Below are 21,605 nucleotides of genomic sequence, written 5' to 3'. Positions count from 1 at the left end.
GATCGGCTGCGCGCGTCCCCGATGTAACCCGGCGGAGCCGTGGCGCCTCAGGCTGCGGCGATCGCCTTGCGGACCAGCGCGGCGAGGCGGGGAATGCCCTGCGTCACCGCGCGCTCGTCAGCGAGCGTGAAGGAGAGGCGCAGCGTGTTGCGGCCGGTGCCGTCGGGGTGGAAGGCGGCGCCCGGCACGAAGGCGACGCGCGCCTCGCGCACGGCCTCCGCCAGGAGGGCCGCGGCGTCGAGCGTCTCGGGCAGGGTCACCCAGACGAACATGCCGCCCTCCGGCCGGCTCCAGGAGACGCCTTGCGGCATGTGGGCCTCGAGCGCGGCGAGCAGCGCGTCGCGCCGGGCGCCGTAGGCGGCCTTGAGACGCTCGACCTGCGCGCCGTAGACGGTCTCGGCGACGCGGTGGATCGCCATCTGGTTGATCGAGGGGCTGTGCAGGTCGCCGGCCTGCTTGAGGAGCACGAGCTTGTCGACGATCGCGCGCGGCGCGCAGATCCAGCCGACGCGAAGGCCGGGTGCCAGGATCTTCGAGAACGAGCCGCAGAAGAGGGTGCGGGCCTTCTCGATGCCGCCGGAGCGCGCGCAGTCGAGCGCCAGGATCGAGGGCACGTCCTCGCCCTCGAAGCGCAGCGAGCGGTAGGCGGCGTCCTCGATCACGGCGATGCCGAGGTCGGCGGCGAGATCGAGCACCCCCTCGCGGCCCGCCCGGTCCAGCGTCTCGCCGGTCGGGTTGGCGAAATCCGGCACGAGATAGGCGAACTTCGCTTCGCCCCCGGTCGCGCCATCGCTCTTGGTCGCGCGCGCTGCGTCGCGATAGGCGGCCGGCGTCATGTTGCCGCCCGCAGGCGTCAACCGGTCGTAGCGCGGCTCGTAGGCGTTGAAGGCCTGCAGCGCGCCGAGATAGGTCGGCCAAGTCACGAGCGCGGTGTCACCGGGCGAGAGGAAGAGCTTGCCGAGATAGTCGAGCCCCTGCTGCGAGCCCGAGGTGATGAAGAGGTTGCCCTCGTCGCACGCGACGCCCATGCGGCCCATCTCGGCGGCGAGCCAGGTGCGCAGCGGGCGATAGCCCTCGCTCACCTGATACTGGAGCGCGGCGTTCGCCCCCGCGCCGCCGAGGAGATCGGCATAGGCGTCGGCAAAAGCCTCGCGTGGAAACAGCGCGGGATCTGGAATGCCGCCGGCGAACGAGATGATGTCGGGCTGGTCGAGCAGCTTCAGGAGCTCGCGGATCTCGGAGGCGCGCATCCGGTCGGCACGCGTGGCGAACAGGTCCGTCAGGTTCATCATGGTGGGTCTCCTCCCGCCGCCTCCTTTCCACGCGGCGGGAAGATATGTCAACCATGCTGACCTTTCTCGGCGGTCAGTGAGCGAGATCCTGCAGGAGCCCCGCGGCCAGCGTCAGGCGCGAGACCGAGGTCTCGCCGGTGCCCGCCAGGCGCCGCATCTGCTCGGCGGTGCTGGCCAGCGCCTCGCCCTCGCGCGCGGCCCATTCGGCCACGGGATCCTCGCCCAACCCCTCCTGAAGGGCGAGCGCGGTCAGGCGGCGGCGTTCCCTGGCGATCTGGCTGGCGGCACGCTCCAGCGCCAGCGTCTCGTAATAGTCGCTCGGGCGCAGCGTCGAGATCGCCGATTCCAGGCGGCCGATGTGGAGCGCATGCGTCATCGCGAAATAGGCCGCGACGGTGCGCTCGATCGGCGCGCCGGTTTCACGTGAAACGGCGTCGAGATCGGGAATGAGGCCGAGGAGCGGCAGGAGCGCGATGTCGGCGGCGAGATCGTCGGGCACGCCGCGCTCGCGCCAGCCGGCCTCGCGGGTGCGGAACTCGTCGCGCGCCCGCTCGCTGGCGAGATCCACCAGCCGCGGCTTCAGCTCGCTGAAGCGCGCGCGGAGCATCGCGACGGTCTCGCCGAGTTCGGCGGCGGGCTGGCGCACGAGACGCACGACGCTGGCCTGAAGGAAAAGCTGCACGGCGGCGTAGAGGTCGGTCTGCGTGTCGCCGGGCAGCGCCGCGTCGAGCGCGTCGATCCGGGCGAGGAGATCGGCCACCGCGAACCCGTCGAAGGCGGCGACGAACACGGCGGTGATCGCCGCGGCGCCCCGGCCGGTGGCATCGCGCACCACGGTCGGGAAGGACGGCCCGGTCCAGTCGATCAGGTCGTTGGCGAGCCGCGTCGCGACGATCTCGCGGCGCAGGCGATGCGTGGCGATCGCCTGGGGAAAGCGCTCGGTCATCGCCTTCGGGAAATAGGAGCGAAGCCGGCTCTCGAAATAGGGGTCTTTGGTGAGCGGTCCCGTGACGATCGCGTTGAACAGGTCGATCTTGCCATAGGCGAGGAGGACGGCGATCTCGGGCCGCGTCAGGCCGAGGCCGCGGGCGCGAAGATCCGCGACCGCGGCGTCGGAGGGCAGCGTCTCCACCTCGCGGTCGAGCGCTCCCGTCTCGCCCAGCGCCTGCATGAGACGGGTCTGCAGGGCGAGGCGGCCCGGGCCGGCGCGCTCCTCCAGCGAGATCGCCAGCGTCTGCTCCTCGTTGTTGTGGAGCACGAGCGCGGCGACCTCGGGCGTCATCGAGGCGAGGAGCGTGTCGCGGTCGGTGCGTGCGAGGCTGCCGTCGGCGAGCGCCCCGCGCAGCGCGATCTTGATGTTGACCTCGACGTCGGAGGTGTTGACGCCCGCCGAATTGTCGATCGCATCGGTGTTGAGCCGAACGCCGGCACGCGCCGCCTGGATGCGGCCGGCCTGCGTCAGCCCGAGATTGGCGCCCTCGCCGATCACCTTGGCGCGCAGATCCCGCGCGGTGACGCGCACCGCGTCGTTGGCGCGGTCGCCGACGTCGGCGTTCGCTTCCGTCGTGGCGCGTACATAGGTGCCGATGCCGCCGAACCAGAGAAGGTCCACCGGCGCGCGCAGGATCGCGGCGATGATCTCGGCCGGGGTGCCCGAGCGCTTGTCCCAGCCGATGGCATCGGCCGCCGCCTCGGAGAGACGGATCACCTTCTCGCGCCGCGAGAAGACGCCGCCGCCCGCCGAGATCGCTGCCTTGTCGAAATCGGCCCAGGACGAGCGGGGCAGGGCGAAGAGGCGCCGGCGCTCCTCCAGCGTGCGCGCGGCATCCGGCGCGGGGTCGATGAAGATGTCGCGATGGTCGAAGGCGGCGACCAGCCGGATCTCACGCGAGAGCAGCATGCCGTTGCCGAAGACGTCGCCCGACATGTCGCCGCAGCCCGCCACGGTGAAGGGCTCGGACTGGATGTCCCAGGCCCTTCCGTCACGGCCCATCTCGCGGAAGTGCCGCTTCACGGCCTCCCAGGCGCCGCGCGCGGTGATGCCCATCGCCTTGTGGTCGTAGCCCGCCGAGCCGCCGGAGGCGAAGGCGTCGCCGAGCCAGAAGCCGCGCGCCTCGGCCACCGCGTTGGCGGTGTCGGAGAAGGTGGCGGTGCCCTTGTCGGCGGCCACCACGAAATAGGGGTCGAGATCGTCGTATCGAACGACCGCGGCCGGCGTCACCGCCTCGCCGGCGGCATCGAGATCGTCGGTGAGCGAGAGGAGCGAGGCGATGAAGACGATGTAGGCCGAGCGCCCCGCCTCGAACCAGAGATCGCGCTGCGCCGCGTCGGGCAGGCGCTTGGGATAGAAGCCGCCCTTCGAGCCCACCGGCACGATCACGGCGTTCTTCACCTGCTGCGCCTTCACGAGGCCGAGCACCTCGGTGCGGTAGTCCTCGCGCCGGTCGGACCAGCGCAGGCCGCCGCGCGCCACCGGGCCGAAGCGCAGATGCACGCCTTCGACGCGCGCGTCGAACACGAAGATCTCGCGGAAGGGCACCGGCGCCGGCACGCCCTCGATGCGGTGCGGATCGAGCTTGAAGGCGAGCGCCGGGGCCACCGCCCGCGGCGTCGAGCCTTCCGCCGCGGAGACCTCGGGCACGGCGTAGTAGTTGGTGCGCAGCGTCGCGGAGATCACCGAGAGGAAGCGCCGGACGACACGGTCCTCGTCGAGGCTGGTGATCGCCTCCAGCCCGGCGCGCACGGCCAGAAGCGGCTGCAGCGTGCCGCGCGCGGCCGCCGCCTCGGCCTCGGCGTCGCCCGCGAGCTCGGCCGGCAGGGGCTCGGACTGGCGAGGGCGCTCGGGATCGAAGGCGCCGGCGAAGAGCTCGAACAGCCCGCGCGCGATCGGCGCCTGGCGCTCCAGCACCTCGGCCATCAGGTCGGTGGTGGGGGCGAAGCCCGTCTGGCGGAGATACCGTGCATAGGCGCGCAGGACGTTGGCCTCGCGCCACGAGAGGCCGGCGGCATGGACGAGGCCGTTGAAGCCGTCGCTCTCGATCCGCCCGTCGGCCACCGCCACGAAGCACCGCTCCAGCGCTGCGCCGCCGTCGGAGAGGACGATGTCGCCCCCGGCGCGGCGCACCAGCTCCATGTCGTGCAGGAAGACGAGCGTGCCGTCGGGCCGGGCGATCTCGAAGGTGCGCTCGGCCACTGCCGAGAAGCCCATGTGTTCGAGGATCGGCACCCGGCGCGAGAGCGCCAGCGGCGCGCCGAGATGGTAGATCTTGAAGCGCAGCACGGTGGCGGCATCGTCGGCGCGCCGGTGGAAATCGACCTCGAGCGGATCGTGGGGGCCGAGCGCCAGGATGCGCCAGCCGTCCGTCACCGCTTCAGTCGGCGAGACGACGTCGCGGTAGCCCGCCGGCAGGCCCGGCGCGAGCGCCATCAGGTCGGCATGGCGCCCGGTGCCGGCGATGGCGCGCTCCAGCGCCAGCGTCCAGTCGCGGGCGATCTCGGCGATCTCGGCTTCGAGCGCGGTGGAGTCCGGCCGGGGCGTCGGGCCGCCGCTGCGCCCGATGATGAAGTGGATGGAGGCCAGCGGCCCTTCCGGGAAGGCGGGATACCAGGCGGAGACGTGGCCCTCGTAGCGCTCGGCAAGAAGCTGGCCGATCGCATCGCGCAGCCGCGCGTCGGTGCGATCGCGCGGCACGAAGACGAGCACCGAGACGAAGCGGTCGAACCGGTCGATGCGCGGCAGCACGCGGATGCGCGGCCGCTCGCCGAGTTCGGTGACGATGCCGATGAAGCGTTCGAGGAGATCGACGTCGATCTGGAACATCTCGTCGCGCGAATAGGTCTCGAGCGCCACGGCCAGCGCCTTGCCGGAATGCGAGCGCGGCGCGAAGCCGAAGCGGGCGATCACCGTCTCGGCCTTCTGGCGCAGATAGGGAATGGAAAGGACGGGGCGCGTGTAGGCGGCGGAGGAGAAGAGGCCGACGACGCGTAGCTCGCCGACGAGGCCGCCGGCGGCGTCGCGCAGCTTGATGCCGACATAGTCCATGTAGACGCGGCGGTGGACCCGCGAGCGGGCGTTGGCCTTGGCGACGATGAGGGGCGCGGGCTCTTCGAGGAAGGCGCGGATCTCCGGGCTGGTGGCGCTCTCGCCGCCCTCGCGGCGCAGCACGCGGACGGCGGGATCCCTGAGGATGCCGAGTTCCCCGCCCTCGATGCGGCGCAGCGCCTCGCCGTCGGGGAAGTAGCGGAACTCGCGAAGGCCGAGGAAGATGAAATTGTCGTCGCAGAGCCAGTCGAGGAGCGCCGCGCCCTCGCGCTCGGCTGCGGCCTGCGCCGGATCGGCCTCCGTAGCGCGGGCCCGCAGCGCCGCGGACGCCTCGCGCACGCGCTCGCGCATGGCGTGGAAGTCGCCCGTGGCGGCCGAGACCTCGCCGAGGATCTGGCGCAGGCTTTGCGTGAGCACGGCGTCGGCGTCGGTCCGCAGCAGCGGCTCGAAGGCGATCTGGATGAGCGAGACGCGCTCGCCGTCTTGCGCGCCGGCCGCGTCGCGGCGCACCTGCAGAATCGGATGTGACACGGCATGGACGGCGGCCGAGCGGTCGGCGACCTCGGCCGCGACGCTGTCGAACAGGAAGGGCATGTCGTCCTGGACGATCGTCAGCACCGCCAGCGGCCCGGCGAGCGAGCCGGCTTCGGCATCGGAGGCGAGGCGGCGGATCTCGACCAGCGCCTCGCCGGCGCGGTGGCGGGCGAGCAGCGTGGCTGCAGCCTCGGCCATGGCGGCGAGGCGCGCGGGCCCGAGCGCGGCGAGATCCTCGGCCGGGGGCCGCGCGAAGAGGAGCGGCGTCAGGAGCGCAGCCTGCGATCCCGGGGCAAGGGCCTCGCGCGCGGCCTGGAGGAGCGAATCCTTGTCGGGCAGGGCGGTGACGGGCGACATGGGCTCGGTCCTTCGGTTCGCAGGCGGGGTCCGCGATCGGGTTCGCCGCTCGTTTGTGGCACGTCCGCATGACGGGACGCTCACTGAGATCGCAGAAAGTTAAGGTCGGACGGTCAGATTTCCACGAGCCGGTCGGGGATCTCGTTGCGATCGCCGGGGCGAGGCGGAAAGGCCTCGGCGAGAAGCGCGCCGCTGCGCTCCACCGCGCGCACGAAGCCCTCCGCCAGCCGGTCGCCCTTCGCCGCTTCGGTCAGTTCAGTGACGATCGCGTCCCATTCCGCCTGCGGCACGCGGGCGGCGATGCCGGCATCGGCGATCACCTCGGCATGGCGTTCGGCCTCCGACACGAAGACGAGGATGCCGGTGCGCTCCGCCGTGGCATGGAGATTGTGGGCGAGGAACTGGGCGCGGGCGAGCGCCGCCGCGCGGCCGCGCGCCACCGCCGCCGGCACGAAGAGCATGAGGAGGCCGGGGGCGAGGGTGAGCCCCACGAAGAGCGCGAGCGTGCCGAGCACCTGCGCACCCTCCACCGCCAGCGCCGGCAGCGGCACGCCGAGCGCGGCCGCGGCGAGCGAGACGGCGAGGCCCGACGCCATCGACGCGGCGAGCGCCACGGCGGCGGCGACGAAGCGATAGTCGTCGGCGCGGCGCGCGAAGACGGCGTAGATCTCGCCGGCGGTGCCGGCCTCGGCGGCGCGGATGGCGCCGGCCACGCGGGCATGATCGTCAGGCGTGAAGCGAAGCGGCACGGCGCGTCTCCTACCAGCTGCCGGAGGCACCGCCCCCTCCGAAGGATCCGCCGCCGCCCGAGAAGCCGCCGCCGCCCGACCCGCTGCTGCCGCCGAAGCCGCCGCCCATGCCGGATCCGAAGCCCCCGCCGAACCCGGGACCGAAGCCTCCGCCGAAGGGCGAGCGGCGGCGCCGCGCGGGGCCGGGGCGGCGCCCGGTGAGCCGGCCGAGAAGCGCGAGGATCATCGGCCCGACCGCCACGAGGAGGATGAAGACGACCACCAGCCTGCCCGCGACGTCGCTTTCGCCGGCCTCCTGCCAGCCGGCGTTGCGCCGGGCGCGCGCCTCCACCGCCGCGGCGTCGCCCTCAATGATTTCGAGGATCGCGTCGGTGCCGGCCACGATGCCGCCGGAAACGTCACCGGTGCGGAAGCGCGGCAGGATGTCGGTCTCGATGACGACGCGCGACAGCGCGTCGGTGAGCGTGCCTTCCAGCCCGTAGCCGACCTCGATGCGCACTCGGCGGTCGCCCTTCGAGACGAGGAGGATCGCGCCATTGTCCTCTCCCGTTCGCCCGATGCGCCAGGCGCGGCCGAGCCGCGTGCCGTAGTCGGCGATCTCCAGCCCGCCGAGATCGGGGACGGTGGCCACCACCAGCTGGTCGGAAGAGAGCTGCTCGTGGGCGGCGAGCTTGGCCTCGAGCGCCGCGCGCGTCGTGGCATCGAGCAGCCCGGCGGCGTCGACCACGCGGCCGGTGAGGGCGGGGAAGGCGGGCGCCTGTGCCCCGGCGGGCAGGGCGGCGACCATCGCCGCGACGGCGAGCGCGAGCGCCGCGGCGAGGCCGGCGAAGCGCCGCCGAACCGACTCGGCAGCCGTCCCCTGCCGAAGCGCCCCGTTGCCGAGGGCCTCGCTCATTTGGCGAAGGAGACCGGCGGCGGGGTGGCCGAGCCGACGCTCGCCTCGAAGACCTGCATGGGCTTGGCCTCCGGGTAGAGGACACCCGCGATCCAGCGGCCGGGAATGGTGCGCAGCTCCGTGTTGTAGGCTTGCACCGCCTCGATATAGTCGCGGCGCGACACGGCGATGCGGTTCTCGGTGCCCTCCAGCTGGCTCTGCAGCGCCAGGAAGTTGGCGTTGGACTTCAGGTCGGGATAGCGCTCCACCGTCACGAGGAGGCGCGAGAGCGTGCCCGAGAGCTCGTCCTGCGCGGCCTGGAAGCGCTGCACGGCGGCGGGGTCCGACAGCTGGTCGGCGTTGATCGTGGTCTGCGTGGCCTTGGCGCGCGCCTCCACCACGGCGGTGAGCACGTCGCGCTCCTGCGCCGCAAAGCCCTTCACGGTCTCCACCAGATTGGGAATGAGGTCTGCGCGGCGCTGGTACTGGTTCTGCACCTCGGCCCAGCTCGCCTTGGCCTTCTCCTCGAGGGTCGGCACGTTGTTGACGCCGCAGGCGGCGAGAAGCGGCACGAGCAGCAGGAGGGCGAGAAGCGCGGGGCGGGCGCGGGGGGCGCCGGCGCGCGGCGAAAGGACGGAGGCGATCATGCGGGCGACGGTCTCACGCAAGGGACGGGAGCCCTGACCATAGCGGCCCCGCAAGCATCTGTCGCGCCTCGCGCTTTCGCTCGCGCGTGAGCGATCGGCGGGCGAGCGAAATGCCTTTGGATGATCCGCGCTCACCGCCGGCGGGCGGCCTCTGCGCCGCTTGCCCTCGGAAGGCTTTTCGGTCACGCTTCGCAGCCATGACGACCCATCCATCCGACGACGAGGCCCGACGGCGCGAGGCCGACGACATCCTGCGCCGCGTGCGCCAGGAAACCGATCCCCAGACCGGGGCGTCGGTGGAGCGCATCGTCCTCGGCGCGCGCTCGCATTTCTGGGGCGGCGACGCCGACCCGAACGACCGGATGGAGGTCTGGGGCATGCGCATCGGCCGGCTGGCCGGGCTCGTGGTCTTCGTCGTCCTCGCCGTGATGCTGCTGCGCCAGCTCGGCGGGCCCTGACGCCGCCTTGGCCTTCCCACCCGTCCGGCCCCCGAAGGCGAGCGATCGAGCCCCGTCATGTCCCTGTCCACGCCCCCCGCCGACAAGCCCGCGGTGATCTCGATCTCGTCGCATGTGGCGCGCGGCACGGTGGGCAACCGCGCCGTGGTCTTCGCGCTGGAATCGCTCGGCTATCCCGTCTGGTCGGTGCCGACGGTGACGCTGCCCTGGCACCCCGGCCACGGGCCCTCGACGCGCATCGTGCCGGACGACGCCGCCTTCGCCGCCTTCTGCGCCGACCTCGCCCGCGCGCCGTGGCTGGGCGAGGTCGGCGGGATCATCACCGGCTATTTCGGCGCGCCCGCGCAGGTCAAGGCCGCCGCTGGGCTGATCGACGCCGTGAAGCGCGCCAACCCGCGCGCGGTCTATCTCTGCGACCCCGTGCTCGGCGACGGCGGCGAGGCGGGCGGGCGGCTCTACCAGCCGGCCGCGCTCCTGGAGGCGATCCGCGACCATCTGATCGGGCGCGCCGACATCGCCGTGCCCAACCGCTTCGAGCTGGAGTTCCTCACCGGGCTGGAGTTTTCCGACAACGCCCAACTGGTGGAGGGTGCGAGCGCGCTCGGGCCGGCGCGCGTGGTGGTGACCTCGGCCTTTCCGCTGCTGCGCGGCGGCATCGGCAACCTCCTCGTCGAGGACGGGCGCGCGATGCTCGCCGAGCACCGGCGCATCGAGGCGGTGCCCAACGGGCTCGGCGACCTCACCGGCGCGGTGTTCCTCGCGCGCACGCTGGCCGGCGTTTCCGGCGAGAAGGCGCTGCAGTCCACCACCGCCGCGGTGTTCGAGATCCTGGCGCGCACCACCAAGCGGGGCAAGGACGAGCTGACGCTGGAGACCGACGCCGAGAGCCTGAAGTCGCCGATGGCCATGGTGCAGATGCGCCGTCTGGCCGCGCCCGGCGGCAACCGGCGGGCGTGACGGCGATCGGGCTCGGCGAGCGAACCCTTGCGGGCGTCGACGTCGCGAAGGGGCATTGGATCGCTGCGATCGAACATCCGGACGGCCGGGCGGAACTGCGGCTCATATCGGCCTTTCGCGACCTGACGGATCGGTTGCCCGGTGGTTCGCTGATCGTGGTGGACATGCCGATCGGCTTGCCGGACCGGATCGTGGGAACCGGCCGCGCCGCCGAGCAGGCGACGCGAAACGTGCTGAGAAACCGGCGGTCCAGCGTTTTCTCCATGCCTGGCCGTGCGGTCGTGGAAGCCCATGGCATTCGGATGAGGACGCGCCTCTCGATCGCGGAGGCATTCGTGCGGGCGGGCCAGCTGGCTCGGACCTTGTCGGATCCGCCGAGGGGAATCTCGATCCAAGGTTTCGGACTGCTGCCCTACGTCGCGGAGATCGATGCGCTACTGCGCGTCGATCGCGACTTGGCCGGACGGGTGTTCGAAGGGCATCCCGAACTGGCCTTCGCCGTGCTGAACGACGGCGCGGAGATGGAGTTTGCCAAGACGAACCCGGCGGGTTTGGCGGAGCGGCACGACCTGCTCGTTCGGCACGGGATCGGGCCTGAGCTTTTGGCAGCCGCCCTGCCACGCCCGGCTGCCGAGGACGACTGGCTCGACGCCTGTGTCCTGCTTCTCGTCGCCCGCCGCGTCGCGGCCGGGGTTGCGCTGTCCTTTCCCGATCCGCCCGAGCGCGACCGGTTCGGTCTGCCGATCGCGATCCGGGCCTGAGGATCGCCGCTGGCCCGCGGGAGGGGATGATCCTCCGGGTGGAAAGGTTTGCGAAGGGTCCTACGGCTCGGCCTCGGGTCTGGGCACGCCGATGGCCCTTCCGTTCTCAGACGCTCGTTTGCCGACCGCCGCCGACCGGGTCGCGGCGATCTTCGTTGCACCCGCCAGACCCCACGGCGCGGGGGTGTGGGCGCCCGCCTGTGCAGATGCGAAGGAAACCGGCTAGAAGGGTTCCACTTCGCTGACAGGAGACCCCGATGACCCTTCTTCCCGATCATCTCCTCGCAGGCTACCGCCAGTTCGTCGAAGGCCGCTATCTCGCCGAGACGCAGCGCTACCGGGCGCTGGCACGCGACGGGCAGAGCCCGGAGACCATGGTCATCGCCTGCTGCGATTCGCGCGCCGCGCCCGAGACGATCTTCGGCGCCGGGGCGGGCGAGCTCTTCGTGGTGCGCAACGTCGCCAATCTCGTGCCGCCCTACCATCCCGACGGCGACTTCCACGGCACCTCCGCGGCGCTCGAATTCGCCGTGCAGGCGCTGCGCGTGCGGCACATCGTGGTGATGGGCCACGGGCGCTGCGGCGGCATCAAGGCGGCGCTCGACACCGAGGCCGCGCCGCTCTCGCCCGGCGACTTCATCGGCAAGTGGATGAGCATCGTCGAGCCGGTGGCGCGGAGCATCGCGGGCAACGAGCTGATGACCTCGGCCGAGCGGCAGACGGCGCTGGAGCGCATCTCGATCCGCACCTCGATCGCGAACCTGCGCTCCTTTCCCTATGTCGCGGCGCGCGAGGCGGCCGGGGATCTGACGCTGCACGGCGCCTGGTTCGACATCTCCACCGCCGAGCTCTGGGCGATGGACGCCGAGACCGGCGACTTCCAGCGCCCGCTCGTCGACGTGGACGAAGGGGCGAGCGCGCCGGACGGGGCCGAAGCGCCGGGCGAGGCCGTGCTCCAAAGCGCGGGCTGAGCGATCACGCGTCGTGTCCGCGCGGTCACATTCCCCCTCGGCAATCGGGAAATGCACGCGGGCGGCTTGCGGATCGACGCGGACGTCCTCTTTAAAAAGAGATGAAAAAGCCCGACGTCCGGAACGCGGCGGGGCGGCGGTGGAACGAGGAACGGGCGCGATGACATTGGACGAGAACGCGGCGGCGAACGGCGGCACGGCACGACGGCTGACGCTGGCCTGCGCGATAGCGGCGACGCTGGCGCTGGCGGGCTGCAACCAGACCATGCCGACGGGCGGCGGCAGCTTTGGTGGCGGCGGCGTCGCGCCGCTGCGCGCCGCGCCCACCGGCCAGGTCTACGCCAACCAGCTGCCGCCTCCGCCCCCGCCGCCGGCCGCCCCCGTGGTGCAGACGCCGGTGACGCCGCCGGTGGACGCCGCCGGCGCAACGCCCGCGACATCCGCCCCGGTGCAGACGGCCTCCGCCTCGCCGGTGACCCGCGAGGGGTTGGTCGGCGCGTGGCGCGTCACCTCGGGCGGCGGCAACTGCCAGATCTTCATGGCGCTGACGCAGTGGACCGGCGGCTATCGCGCGGCCTCGCGTGGCTGCCCCGGCCAGGTCGCAGACGTCTCCGCCTGGGACGTCGCGGGCAACCAGGTGGTCCTGAAGGATTCCGGCGGCTCCACCGTCGCGACCCTCAACAACACCGGCGGCACCCGCTACGAGGGCACCACCTCGGGCGGTCAGTCGGTCAGCCTCTACCGCTGAGCCGAAACGGCGGCGGGCCGCGCAGGGCTCGCCCGCCTCCGGTCGCGGCGCGTCGCGCAAGTGGGCCGCTCGCCGTCGCGCAGGCGAGCCTTCGCCAGCCGAAGCTCTGCTGCCCCTCGGCGGCACTTCATCGAGTCCGGCGCACCCCGGCACCTCCGTCGCGAGCGCCGTTTCCCCCGTTCGCCCGCTTCGGCTCCGCGACATGCCGCGCCGGGCCGATCTCGACCGACACGCCACGCAGGATCTCCGCGATGCCCCAGAGCCACGGCTACGGAACGCTCGGCACGGCACGCGGGCCCGTTCGCAGCGATGTCGAGCGGCGCGTGCGGGTGGGCGAATTGCGGGCCGATCCGGTGCAGGCGGGCGTCGCCGACCGGCTCGACCGGCTGGGGCGCGATCTCGCCGACACCGCGCTCGTCTCCAAGAGCTCGGCGCTCGGCTGGCTGTTCGGGCGCCGCGAGCGCCCGGCCGCGCCGCGCGGCGTCTACATCCACGGGGGGGTGGGGCGCGGCAAGTCCATGCTGATGGACCTGTTCTTCAAGCTCTCGCCCGAGCGGCGCAAGCGCCGGCTGCACTTCCACGAGTTCATGCGCGAGGCGCAGGCCCGCATCAACGCGCACCGCGCCCTGGTGAAGGCGGGCGAGGCCAGCGGCGACGATCCGATCCCGCCGGTCGCCGCCGCCATCGCGGCCGAGACGCGGCTTCTGTGCTTCGACGAGTTCACCGTCACCGACATCGCCGACGCGATGATCCTGTCGCGCTTGTTCGACGCGCTGTTCGCGCAAGGGCTGGTGCTGGTCGCGACCTCCAACGTCGCGCCCGACGATCTCTATCGCGACGGGTTGAACCGGCCGCTCTTCCTGCCCTTCGTCACCACGCTGAAGGCGCACACCGACATTCTCTTCCTCGACGCGCCGACCGACTACCGCTCGCAGACCGTGGAGGGGGAGGGGCTCTACGTGACGCCGCTCGGCCCCGAGGCCGCCCGGCGCATGGACGCGATCTGGAGCGCGGTGCTCGCCGGCCAGCCCGAGGCGCCGGGCGAGATTCCCGTGGCGGGCCGGCTTGTCGGCGTGCCGCGTGCCGGCAACGGCGCGGCGCGCTTCGCCTTCGCCGATCTGATGCAGCGCCCGCTCGGCGCCGGCGACTATCTGGAGATCGCCCGGCGCTACGACACGGTGCTGCTCGACGGCGTGCCGGTCATGGCGGAGGGCGAGCGCAACGAGGCCAAGCGGTTCATCCTGCTCGTCGACACGCTCTACGACGCGCATCGGCGGCTGGCCGTCTCGGCGGCGGTGCCGGCCCATGAGCTCTATCGCGGGCGCTCCGGCACCGAGGCCTTCGAGTTCGACCGCACGGTGTCGCGCCTCGTCGAGATGCGCTCGGGCGACTATCTGGCGGAGGCGGCGAGGCTGCGCAGCGGCACCGGAGGCGGAGCGGACACGGGCGCGACCGCCGACGCCGCGGAGGCGGGTTCGGCCGCGCTCTGAATCTCCGTCCGGTTCCGGCCGTTCGACTTGGCGGCGTAGAGCCGGGCGTCGGCCCGCTCGAACAGGCCCTTCAGCGAACTCTCGCCGTCGCCGCAGACCCCGACGCCGATGCTGACAGTCACCGCGATGGGCTCGCCCGAGGCGACCTCGATCGGCCGCTCCGCGATCGAGCGACGCAGCGTCTCGGCCCGTTCCCAGGCGCAGCCGGACCCCGAGCGCGGCAGCAGCACGGCGAACTCCTCGCCGCCGTGGCGCGAGGCCTGGTCGAACGCGCGCAGGCTGGCCCGCACCCGCGCCGCCACCGCCACGAGCACCTCGTCGCCGACGCCGTGGCCATGCGTGTCGTTGACCCGCTTGAAGAAGTCGACGTCGATCAGCAGCAGCGCCAGCGGCGCGTCGAGATCGAGGGCGCGGGCGTCGAGGAAGGCCCGCTCGAAGCCGCGCCGGTTGGCAAGGCCGGTGAGCGGGTCCTGCAGCGCCTCGTCGGCGAGCATCCGCTCCTCGGCGATCAGGCGCAGCTCGCGCTGGATCATCCGGCCGAAGGCGAGCGAGCCGAGAACCGAGGCGATGGCAAGGGTCAGCATGATCAGCAGCATCGTGGGGCTGACGGCCGGCGCCACGACGACCGCCAGCAGGCTCTGACACGCGATCATCAGGCCGAGCAGCAGCAGATGCCGGTTTCCCGCCACGCGCCGGTTGCGCATCAGACCGTAGCGCCAGACGAGGCCCGCCGTCATCGCCAGGAGGATCGACAGGACGCCGCCGACGTAGTGGCCGCCGAGCACGACGCGATACGCCGCGGTGGCCGCGGCCGACACGAGCGCCGCCGGCCAGCCGCCGAAGGCGCCGGCCAGGCCCACCACGACGCCGCGCATGTCGACGAAGGCCCCGGGCACGACCTCGACCGGGCGCGCCATCGCCAGAAGCCCGGCGGCGGCGAAGAGCAGCGAAAGCCAGCCGGCGCGCAGGATCGGCGCGGCGCGCCGGCGCTGCAGCACGCCGAACACGACGGCGATGATCGCCATCTGCCCGATGCCGTCGACGAGCATGACCGAAAGAGAGAGTAGGGTTGCCATCAGTGCAACTTAGGATGTGTCCGTAAACGCTTCCTTGCCGGCCGGACGCCATCGCTGGGGTCGACGACCGAAAGGGGCTGCCTCGTCGCGGCTTGGGCGCGAGAAAAATCTCGTCGAGCCCTCGGGACCGCTGACCCTTTGAACCGACGTTCGTTTGCAAATGACGTTTACGTAAGCCCCGGACTGTCTAACCGTTTGAAACCATTATTGTCGTAAATCTGGAATTGAATCGACGCACGAGGACGGGTATGCCCGGCGCCAAGGTCGGCACGTGCGGACGGTGCATCGCGCACCGTTCGGGGCGTCCGGCAGCTTCAGGTGGCGATCGGCGAGCGATCGCTACGGGCTCGAACGCACGCGGAGGACCGCCTTGACCGGGACCTGCCTCAAGACCGGATGCATCGTGTCCGCAGCGCGTCGCATCGCCCTTCCCTCCGATCCCGCTTCCAACGAGATGACCCGATGAACATTCACGAATACCAGGCCAAGCAGGTTCTCAAGGGCTTCGGCGCCCCCGTCGCCTCCGGCGTCGCGATCACCAGCGCGAGCGAGGCCGAGGCCGCGGCGAAGCAGCTGCCCGGCCCGCTCTACGTCGTGAAGTCGCAGATCCACGCCGGCGGGCGCGGCAAGGGCAAGTTCAAGGAGCTCGGCGCCGAGGCCAAGGGCGGCGTGCGCCTCGCGAAATCCGTCGAGGAGGCCGTCGCGCACTCGAAGGAGATGCTCGGCAACACGCTCGTCACCGCTCAGACGGGCGACGCCGGCAAGCAGGTGAACCGCCTCTACATCGAGGACGGCGCCGACATCGCGCGCGAACTCTACCTCTCGCTCCTCGTCGACCGCTCGGTCGGGCGCGTCGCGTTCGTCGTCTCCACCGAGGGCGGCATGGACATCGAGGCGGTGGCGCACGACACGCCCGAGAAGATCATCACCGTCGCGATCGACCCGCAGGCGGGCGTCACCGATGCCGACGTGGCTGCGATCACGCAGGCCTACGACCTCGAAGGCGTCGCGGTGGAGGACGGCAAGTCGCTGTTCCCGGCGCTCTACAAGGCCTTCACCGAGAAGGACATGGCGCTGCTCGAGGTGAACCCGCTGATCGTCATGACCGACGGGCACCTGCGCGTTCTCGACGCCAAGTGCTCGTTCGACGGCAACGCGCTGTTCCGCCACGACGACATGAAGGCGCTGCGCGACGAGACCGAGGAAGACGCCAAGGAGATCGAGGCCTCGAAGTGGGACCTCGCCTATGTCGCCCTCGACGGCAACATCGGCTGCATGGTCAACGGCGCCGGCCTCGCCATGGCGACGATGGACATCATCAAGCTCTACGGCAAGGAGCCCGCGAACTTCTGCGACGTCGGCGGCGGCGCCAACAAGGAGAAGGTCGCGGCGGCCTTCAAGATCATCACCGCCGATCCTGCGGTGCAGGGCATCCTCGTCAACATCTTCGGCGGCATCATGAAGTGCGACGTCATCGCCGAGGGCGTCGTCGCCGCGGTGAAGGAGGTCGGCCTCAAGGTTCCGTTGGTCGTCCGTCTCGAAGGCACGAATGTCGAACTCGGCAAGAAGATCCTGAACGAGTCGGGTCTTGCCATCACCGCCGCCGACGACCTCGACGACGCCGCCAAGAAGATCGTCGCGGCGGTCGGCTGAAGCTTGTTGCGCAACACGGGATCACATATTCGCCCTGTGTGATCCCGTGGAGATCGGTTCGATGAAGAACGTCACCCTCGCGATCGACGAAACGCTTCTGGAGCGCGCTCGCGCTCTGGCGGAGCGTCGCCAGACGTCGCTCAACGCGCTGATGCGGTCTCTGCTCGCCCACGAGGTCGAGCAGGAGGACCGGATCGCCTGGGCGCGCGCGGGAATTCGGCAGTTGATCGAGGAATCGACGCTGGAAATCGAACCGGGCGTCAACGTCAAGGAACTGAGCCGCCGACATGCCGAGAACGGCGCCAACGAGCTTCATGGACACGAACATCCTGGTGGTCGCGGCGGAGCGCAAACCGAATGACGACCGCAAGTCGGCCATCGCTCGAGACCTCGTTCTCGACCAGGTCTTCGGCGTCTCGGCGCAGAGCATCGCCGAATTCGTCAACGTGGCGACCGGCGGCCGCAAGCCGCTTCCCGCAGCCGAGGTCGATCGTTGGATCGAATTCTTGTCCGGCATGCCGTTCACGGTTCTGGATGCGGCCATCGTCCGACGCGGTCACTGGCTCAGTCGGCGCTACCGGATCCAATATTGCGACGCCGCGCTCCTTGCCGCGGCCGAGCGCCTCGGCGCGCCGATCTTCTATTCCGAAGACCTCAATCACGGGCAGACTTACGGGTCGGTCCAAGTCCTCAATCCGTTTCGCTATGGGTCCCCGACCCCACGAAATCTCGTAGGAACCCCATGTCCATTCTCGTCGACAAGAACACCAAGATCATCGTGCAGGGCCTGACCGGCAAGACCGGCACGTTCCACACCGAGCAGGCGCTGGCCTATCACGGCACGCAGATGGTCGCCGGCATCCACCCCAAGAAGGGCGGGGAGACCTGGACGGGCGCGAAGGGCGAGAGCCTGCCGATCTTTGCCACCGTCGCGGAGGCGAAGGAGCGCACCGGCGCCAACGCCTCGGTGATCTACGTGCCCCCTAGCGGCGCGGCCGACGCCATCATCGAGGCGATCGACGCCGAGGTGCCGTTCATCACCTGCATCACCGAGGGCATTCCGGTGCTCGACATGGTGCGCGTCAAGCGCCGGCTGGAAGGCTCGAAGTCGCGCCTCCTCGGCCCCAACTGCCCGGGCATCATGACCCCCGACGAGTGCAAGATCGGCATCATGCCGGGCTCGATCTTCAAGAAGGGCAATGTCGGCATCGTTTCGCGCTCGGGCACGTTGACCTACGAAGCGGTGTTCCAGACCACCAACGAGGGCCTCGGCCAGACGACGGCGGTCGGCATCGGCGGCGATCCGGTGAAGGGCACCGAGTTCATCGACGTGCTTGAGATGTTCCTGGCGGACGACGAGACGAAGTCGATCATCATGATCGGCGAGATCGGCGGCTCGGCCGAGGAGGACGCGGCGCAGTTCCTCATCGACGAGGCCAAGAAGGGCCGCTCCAAGCCGATGGCGGGCTTCATCGCCGGCCGCACGGCGCCCAAGGGCCGCACGATGGGCCATGCCGGCGCCGTGGTCTCGGGCGGCAAGGGCGACGCGGAATCGAAGATCGCGGCGATGGAGGCCGCGGGCATCCGCGTCTCGCCCTCGCCGGCGCGCCTCGGCAAGACGCTGGTCGACGTTCTCAAGGGCTGAGCCGGCCCGCGGCGATCGGTGGTTTTTCCGCCGTTCGCGGCCCGGCCCCTGCGGGGTTCGCCCCGTTTTGGCCCGATCGACATGAAACAGACGGCGCATGGACCGCCCGGCCCATACGTCCGCCCGGTCATCCGACCGGGCCTCTATGGTCTTCGGACCCGCAGGCCGGGCACGCGTTCGAGTGAACGGTCAGGCACGGAGCCCCGGCGGCCCGTGCCCGGCACCCCGCAGTAGAACCCAAGGAGACGGCGCCCGGCAAAGCGGGAGCCGCGTTGATCACCATCATGGCACGCAATCCGGCGAACGAAACCTTCGCGCAGACCTCCTTCCTCTACGGCGGCAACGCCGACTACATCGAGGAACTCCACGCCGCCTACGAGGCGGACCCCAGCTCCGTCGCCGGCGAATGGCGCGACTTCTTCGGCGCGCTGCAGGACGACCGGGCGAGCGTGGTGAAGTCGGCGGAGGGGGCCTCCTGGGCCAAGGCCAACTGGCCGGTGGCGGCCAATGGCGAACTCGTCTCGGCGCTCGACGGCGACTGGGGCGCCGCCGAGATCCGCGTCGAGAAGAAGCTGCGCGACAAGGCCGCCGCGGCCGCGCCCGCCGCGAAGGTCTCCGACGCCGACATCCTGCAGGCGACGCGCGATTCGGTGCGCGCCCTCATGCTCATCCGCGCCTTCCGCGTGCGCGGACATCTTCATGCCCAGCTCGACCCGCTCGGCATCGCCAAGCCGGAAGAGGACTACAACGAGCTCTCGCCGAAGGCCTACGGCTTCACCGAGGCCGACTACGACCGCCGCATCTACATCGACAACGTGCTCGGCATGGAGTTCGCCACCATCCCGCAGATGGTCGACATCCTGACGCGCACCTACTGCTCGACGCTCGGCGTCGAGTTCATGCACATCTCCAACCCCGACGAGAAGCGCTGGATCCAGGAGCGCATCGAGGGGCCGGACAAGGGCATCGCCTTCACCGAGCAGGGCAAGCGCGCCATCCTCAACAAGCTGATCGAGGCCGAGGGCTTCGAGAAGTTCATCGACGTCAAGTACAAGGGCACCAAGCGCTTCGGCCTCGACGGCGGCGAGGCGCTGATCCCCGCGCTCGAGCAGATCATCAAGCGCGGCGGCCAGCTCGGTGTGAAGGAGATCGTCTTCGGCATGGCCCATCGCGGCCGGCTGAACGTGCTGGCGCAGGTGATGGCCAAGCCCAAGCGCGCCATCTTCCACGAGTTCAAGGGCGGCTCCTACAAGCCCGAGGACGTCGAGGGCTCCGGCGACGTGAAGTACCATCTCGGCGCCTCCTCCGACCGCGAGTTCGACCAGAACAAGGTCCATCTCTCGCTGACGGCGAACCCCTCGCATCTCGAGATCGTCAACCCCGTGGTGATGGGCAAGGCGCGCGCCAAGCAGGACCAACTCGGCGGCGGGCGCACGCGCACCGAATCCGTGGCGCCGGAAATCCGCAACCAGGTGCTGCCGCTGCTGATCCACGGCGACGCGGCCTTCGCCGGCCAGGGCGTCGTCGCTGAGTGCTTCGGCCTGTCGGGCCTCAAGGGCCACCGCGTCGGCGGCACGCTGCACGTCATCATCAACAACCAGATCGGCTTCACCACCAATCCGCGCTTCTCGCGCTCCTCGCCCTATCCCTCCGACGTCGCCAAGATCGTCGAGGCGCCGATCTTCCACGTCAACGGCGACGACCCGGAGGCCGTGGTCTTCGCCGCCAAGATCGCCACCGAGTTCCGGCAGACCTTCCACAAGCCGGTGGTGATCGACATGTTCTGCTACCGCCGCTTCGGCCACAACGAGGGCGACGAGCCGGGCTTCACGCAGCCCATCATGTACCGCACCATCCGCGACCACGCCTCGACGCTGGAGATCTATGCCAAGAAGCTCGTCGGCGAGGGCATCCTCACGCAGGAGGACGTCGACGCCCGCAAGGCCGAATGGCGCTCCGAGCTGGAGGCCGAGCACGAGGCGGGGCAGGCCTACCAGCCCAATAAGGCCGACTGGCTGGACGGCGCCTGGTCGGGCATGCGCCGCGCCGACGACGAGGACGAGTCGCGTCGCGGCATCACCGGGGTGCCGATCAAGACGCTGAAGGATCTCGGCCGCAAGCTCACCGAGATCCCCGGCGACTTCGAGGTCCACAAGACCATCCAGCGCTTCCTCGACAACCGCGCCAAGGCGATCGAGACCGGCGAGGCGCTGGACTGGGCGACGGGCGAGGCGCTGGCCTTCGCGACGCTGCTCGCCGACGGCTCGCCGGTGCGCCTGTCCGGCCAGGATTCCGAGCGCGGCACCTTCAGCCAACGCCACTCCGTGCTCTACGACCAGCGCAGCGAGGATCGCTACATCCCGCTGCAGAACCTCGCCAAGGGTCAGGCGGCCTACGAGGTCATCAACTCGATGCTCTCGGAGGAGGCGGTGCTCGGCTTCGAGTACGGCTACAGCCTCGCCGAGCCGAACGCCCTCACCCTCTGGGAAGCGCAGTTCGGCGACTTCGTGAACGGCGCGCAGGTCGTGATCGACCAGTTCATCTCGTCGGGCGAGGCCAAGTGGCTGCGCATGTCCGGCCTCGTGATGCTGCTGCCGCACGGCTACGAGGGACAGGGCCCCGAGCACTCCTCGGCGCGCCTCGAGCGCTTCCTGCAGCAGTGCGCGCAGGACAACATGCAGGTCGCCAACGTCACGACGCCGGCGAACTACTTCCACATCCTGCGCCGGCAGATGAAGCGCGACTTCCGCAAGCCGCTGATCCTGATGACGCCGAAGTCGCTGCTGCGCCACAAGCGGGCCGTCTCCGACCTCTCGGAGCTGGCCGGTGACACGTCCTTCCACCGCCTCCTCTGGGACGACGCGGAGATGAAGAAGGACGCGACCACCATCAAGCTGGTGAAGGACAAGGACATCCGCCGCGTCGTGCTGTGCACCGGTAAGGTCTATTACGACCTTCTGGAGGAGCGCGAGAAGCGGGGCATCGACGACGTCTATCTCCTGCGCGTCGAGCAGCTCTATCCGTTTCCGGCCAAGGCGCTGATCAACGAGCTGTCGCGCTTCCGGCAGGCCGAGATGGTGTGGTGCCAGGAGGAGCCCAAGAACATGGGCGCCTGGAGCTTCATCGAGCCCTACCTGGAATGGGTGCTCGACCGCATCGGCACCGAGAAGCGGCGCGTGCGCTACACGGGGCGCCAGGCCGCGGCCTCGCCGGCGGTGGGCACCATGTCGAAGCACCTCTCGCAGCTGGCGGCGTTCCTCGAGGACGCGCTCGGCGACACGGCGGCCTGACCGAAGCCGCGGACCGGCGGGCTTCGTGCCGGCCGGTCCTCGTCCCCCTTCGCCGTCCCCA

General features: G+C 70.7%; 17 protein-coding genes. 11 read left to right on the top strand and 6 right to left on the bottom strand.

The features are described 5' to 3' along the window. Nucleotides 1–47: 47 nt before the first annotated feature. The 5 genes from GGR04_RS06685 to GGR04_RS06665 all read right to left on the bottom strand — a co-directional run bounded on the left by GGR04_RS06685 (nt 48) and on the right by GGR04_RS06665 (nt 8,495). Nucleotides 48–1,292, bottom strand: coding sequence for an aminotransferase-like domain-containing protein (locus GGR04_RS06685; protein ID WP_183199079.1), 1,245 nt, complete (start codon nt 1,290–1,292; stop codon nt 48–50). A gap of 73 nt (nt 1,293–1,365) precedes the next feature. Next, entirely contained in the window at nt 1,366–6,225 is a 4,860-nt protein-coding gene (locus GGR04_RS06680) for an NAD-glutamate dehydrogenase (protein WP_183199078.1), read from the bottom strand. Between the two features lie 113 nt (nt 6,226–6,338). Continuing rightward, nucleotides 6,339–6,974, bottom strand: a complete 636-nt coding sequence (locus tag GGR04_RS06675) for a TPM domain-containing protein (RefSeq protein WP_183199077.1) — start codon at nt 6,972–6,974, stop codon at nt 6,339–6,341. A gap of 10 nt (nt 6,975–6,984) precedes the next feature. After that, nucleotides 6,985–7,869: a TPM domain-containing protein gene (locus GGR04_RS06670; protein WP_183199076.1), complete on the bottom strand. Its 885-nt coding sequence runs from the start codon at nt 7,867–7,869 to the stop codon at nt 6,985–6,987. Further along, nucleotides 7,866–8,495: a LemA family protein gene (locus GGR04_RS06665; protein WP_183199075.1), complete on the bottom strand. Its 630-nt coding sequence runs from the start codon at nt 8,493–8,495 to the stop codon at nt 7,866–7,868. Before GGR04_RS06665 ends, GGR04_RS06670 begins: the two co-directional genes overlap by 4 nt. 197 nt (nt 8,496–8,692) lie before the next feature. Here GGR04_RS06665 and GGR04_RS06660 point away from each other — a divergent pair, with 197 nt between their 5' ends. The 6 genes from GGR04_RS06660 (at nt 8,693) to zapE (ending at nt 13,880) form a co-directional block, all read left to right on the top strand. Beyond that, nucleotides 8,693–8,953 (top strand): hypothetical protein, encoded by a 261-nt coding sequence (locus tag GGR04_RS06660; RefSeq protein WP_183199074.1) that lies wholly within the window; start codon nt 8,693–8,695, stop codon nt 8,951–8,953. Nucleotides 8,954–9,010: 57 nt separating this feature from the next. Next, nucleotides 9,011–9,910, top strand: coding sequence for a pyridoxal kinase PdxY (gene pdxY / locus GGR04_RS06655; RefSeq protein ID WP_376769829.1), 900 nt, complete (start codon nt 9,011–9,013; stop codon nt 9,908–9,910). Then, nucleotides 9,907–10,671 (top strand): DUF429 domain-containing protein, encoded by a 765-nt coding sequence (locus tag GGR04_RS06650; RefSeq protein WP_312857416.1) that lies wholly within the window; start codon nt 9,907–9,909, stop codon nt 10,669–10,671. Before pdxY ends, GGR04_RS06650 begins: the two co-directional genes overlap by 4 nt. 257 nt (nt 10,672–10,928) lie before the next feature. Beyond that, nucleotides 10,929–11,642, top strand: a complete 714-nt coding sequence (locus tag GGR04_RS06645; RefSeq protein ID WP_183199073.1) for a carbonic anhydrase — start codon at nt 10,929–10,931, stop codon at nt 11,640–11,642. 160 nt (nt 11,643–11,802) lie between these two features. Continuing rightward, a complete protein-coding gene (locus GGR04_RS06640; protein WP_183199072.1) occupies nt 11,803–12,390 on the top strand; it encodes a protease inhibitor Inh/omp19 family protein in 588 nt (195 codons plus the stop codon). Nucleotides 12,391–12,641: 251 nt separating this feature from the next. Further along, on the top strand, nt 12,642–13,880 hold the full coding sequence (gene zapE, locus GGR04_RS06635; RefSeq protein WP_183199071.1) for a cell division protein ZapE: 1,239 nt from the start codon (nt 12,642–12,644) through the stop codon (nt 13,878–13,880). On the opposite strand, the gene GGR04_RS06630 is transcribed toward zapE, so the two are convergent. After that, nucleotides 13,781–14,956, bottom strand: coding sequence for a GGDEF domain-containing protein (locus tag GGR04_RS06630; RefSeq protein WP_183199070.1), 1,176 nt, complete (start codon nt 14,954–14,956; stop codon nt 13,781–13,783). The genes zapE and GGR04_RS06630 overlap by 100 nt on opposite strands. Nucleotides 14,957–15,418: 462 nt before the next feature. On the opposite strand from GGR04_RS06630, the gene sucC reads away from it, so the two are divergent. The 5 genes from sucC (at nt 15,419) to GGR04_RS06605 (ending at nt 21,544) form a co-directional block, all read left to right on the top strand. Continuing rightward, nucleotides 15,419–16,609, top strand: a complete 1,191-nt coding sequence (sucC, locus tag GGR04_RS06625; protein WP_183199069.1) for an ADP-forming succinate--CoA ligase subunit beta — start codon at nt 15,419–15,421, stop codon at nt 16,607–16,609. 61 nt (nt 16,610–16,670) lie between these two features. Continuing rightward, nucleotides 16,671–16,970 (top strand): hypothetical protein, encoded by a 300-nt coding sequence (locus GGR04_RS06620; RefSeq protein WP_183199068.1) that lies wholly within the window; start codon nt 16,671–16,673, stop codon nt 16,968–16,970. Next, a complete protein-coding gene (locus GGR04_RS06615; protein ID WP_183199067.1) occupies nt 16,924–17,400 on the top strand; it encodes a PIN domain-containing protein in 477 nt (158 codons plus the stop codon). Before GGR04_RS06620 ends, GGR04_RS06615 begins: the two co-directional genes overlap by 47 nt. Further along, nucleotides 17,352–18,254, top strand: a complete 903-nt coding sequence (sucD, locus tag GGR04_RS06610; protein WP_183199066.1) for a succinate--CoA ligase subunit alpha — start codon at nt 17,352–17,354, stop codon at nt 18,252–18,254. Before GGR04_RS06615 ends, sucD begins: the two co-directional genes overlap by 49 nt. A gap of 284 nt (nt 18,255–18,538) precedes the next feature. Continuing rightward, a complete protein-coding gene (locus GGR04_RS06605; protein WP_183199379.1) occupies nt 18,539–21,544 on the top strand; it encodes a 2-oxoglutarate dehydrogenase E1 component in 3,006 nt (1,001 codons plus the stop codon). The last annotated feature ends 61 nt before the right edge of the window (nt 21,545–21,605 follow it).

It is taken from the genome of Aureimonas pseudogalii (assembly GCF_014196835.1).
Classification (GTDB): Bacteria; Pseudomonadota; Alphaproteobacteria; order Rhizobiales; family Rhizobiaceae; genus Aureimonas; species Aureimonas pseudogalii.
This window is presented reverse-complemented; position numbering and strand designations above follow the sequence as displayed.

Coding starts and splice junctions, on each gene's coding strand:
- GGR04_RS06685 (WP_183199079.1), bottom strand. CDS start 1,292: ATGATGAACCTGACGGACCTGTTCGCCACGCGTGCCGACCGGATGCGC.
- GGR04_RS06680 (WP_183199078.1), bottom strand. CDS start 6,225: ATGTCGCCCGTCACCGCCCTGCCCGACAAGGATTCGCTCCTCCAGGCC.
- GGR04_RS06670 (WP_183199076.1), bottom strand. CDS start 7,869: ATGAGCGAGGCCCTCGGCAACGGGGCGCTTCGGCAGGGGACGGCTGCC.
- GGR04_RS06665 (WP_183199075.1), bottom strand. CDS start 8,495: ATGATCGCCTCCGTCCTTTCGCCGCGCGCCGGCGCCCCCCGCGCCCGC.
- GGR04_RS06660 (WP_183199074.1), top strand. CDS start 8,693: ATGACGACCCATCCATCCGACGACGAGGCCCGACGGCGCGAGGCCGAC.
- pdxY (WP_376769829.1), top strand. CDS start 9,011: ATGTCCCTGTCCACGCCCCCCGCCGACAAGCCCGCGGTGATCTCGATC.
- GGR04_RS06645 (WP_183199073.1), top strand. CDS start 10,929: ATGACCCTTCTTCCCGATCATCTCCTCGCAGGCTACCGCCAGTTCGTC.
- GGR04_RS06640 (WP_183199072.1), top strand. CDS start 11,803: ATGACATTGGACGAGAACGCGGCGGCGAACGGCGGCACGGCACGACGG.
- zapE (WP_183199071.1), top strand. CDS start 12,642: ATGCCCCAGAGCCACGGCTACGGAACGCTCGGCACGGCACGCGGGCCC.
- GGR04_RS06630 (WP_183199070.1), bottom strand. CDS start 14,956: ATGGCAACCCTACTCTCTCTTTCGGTCATGCTCGTCGACGGCATCGGG.
- sucC (WP_183199069.1), top strand. CDS start 15,419: ATGAACATTCACGAATACCAGGCCAAGCAGGTTCTCAAGGGCTTCGGC.
- GGR04_RS06620 (WP_183199068.1), top strand. CDS start 16,671: ATGAAGAACGTCACCCTCGCGATCGACGAAACGCTTCTGGAGCGCGCT.
- GGR04_RS06615 (WP_183199067.1), top strand. CDS start 16,924: ATGGACACGAACATCCTGGTGGTCGCGGCGGAGCGCAAACCGAATGAC.
- sucD (WP_183199066.1), top strand. CDS start 17,352: ATGTCCATTCTCGTCGACAAGAACACCAAGATCATCGTGCAGGGCCTG.
- GGR04_RS06605 (WP_183199379.1), top strand. CDS start 18,539: ATGGCACGCAATCCGGCGAACGAAACCTTCGCGCAGACCTCCTTCCTC.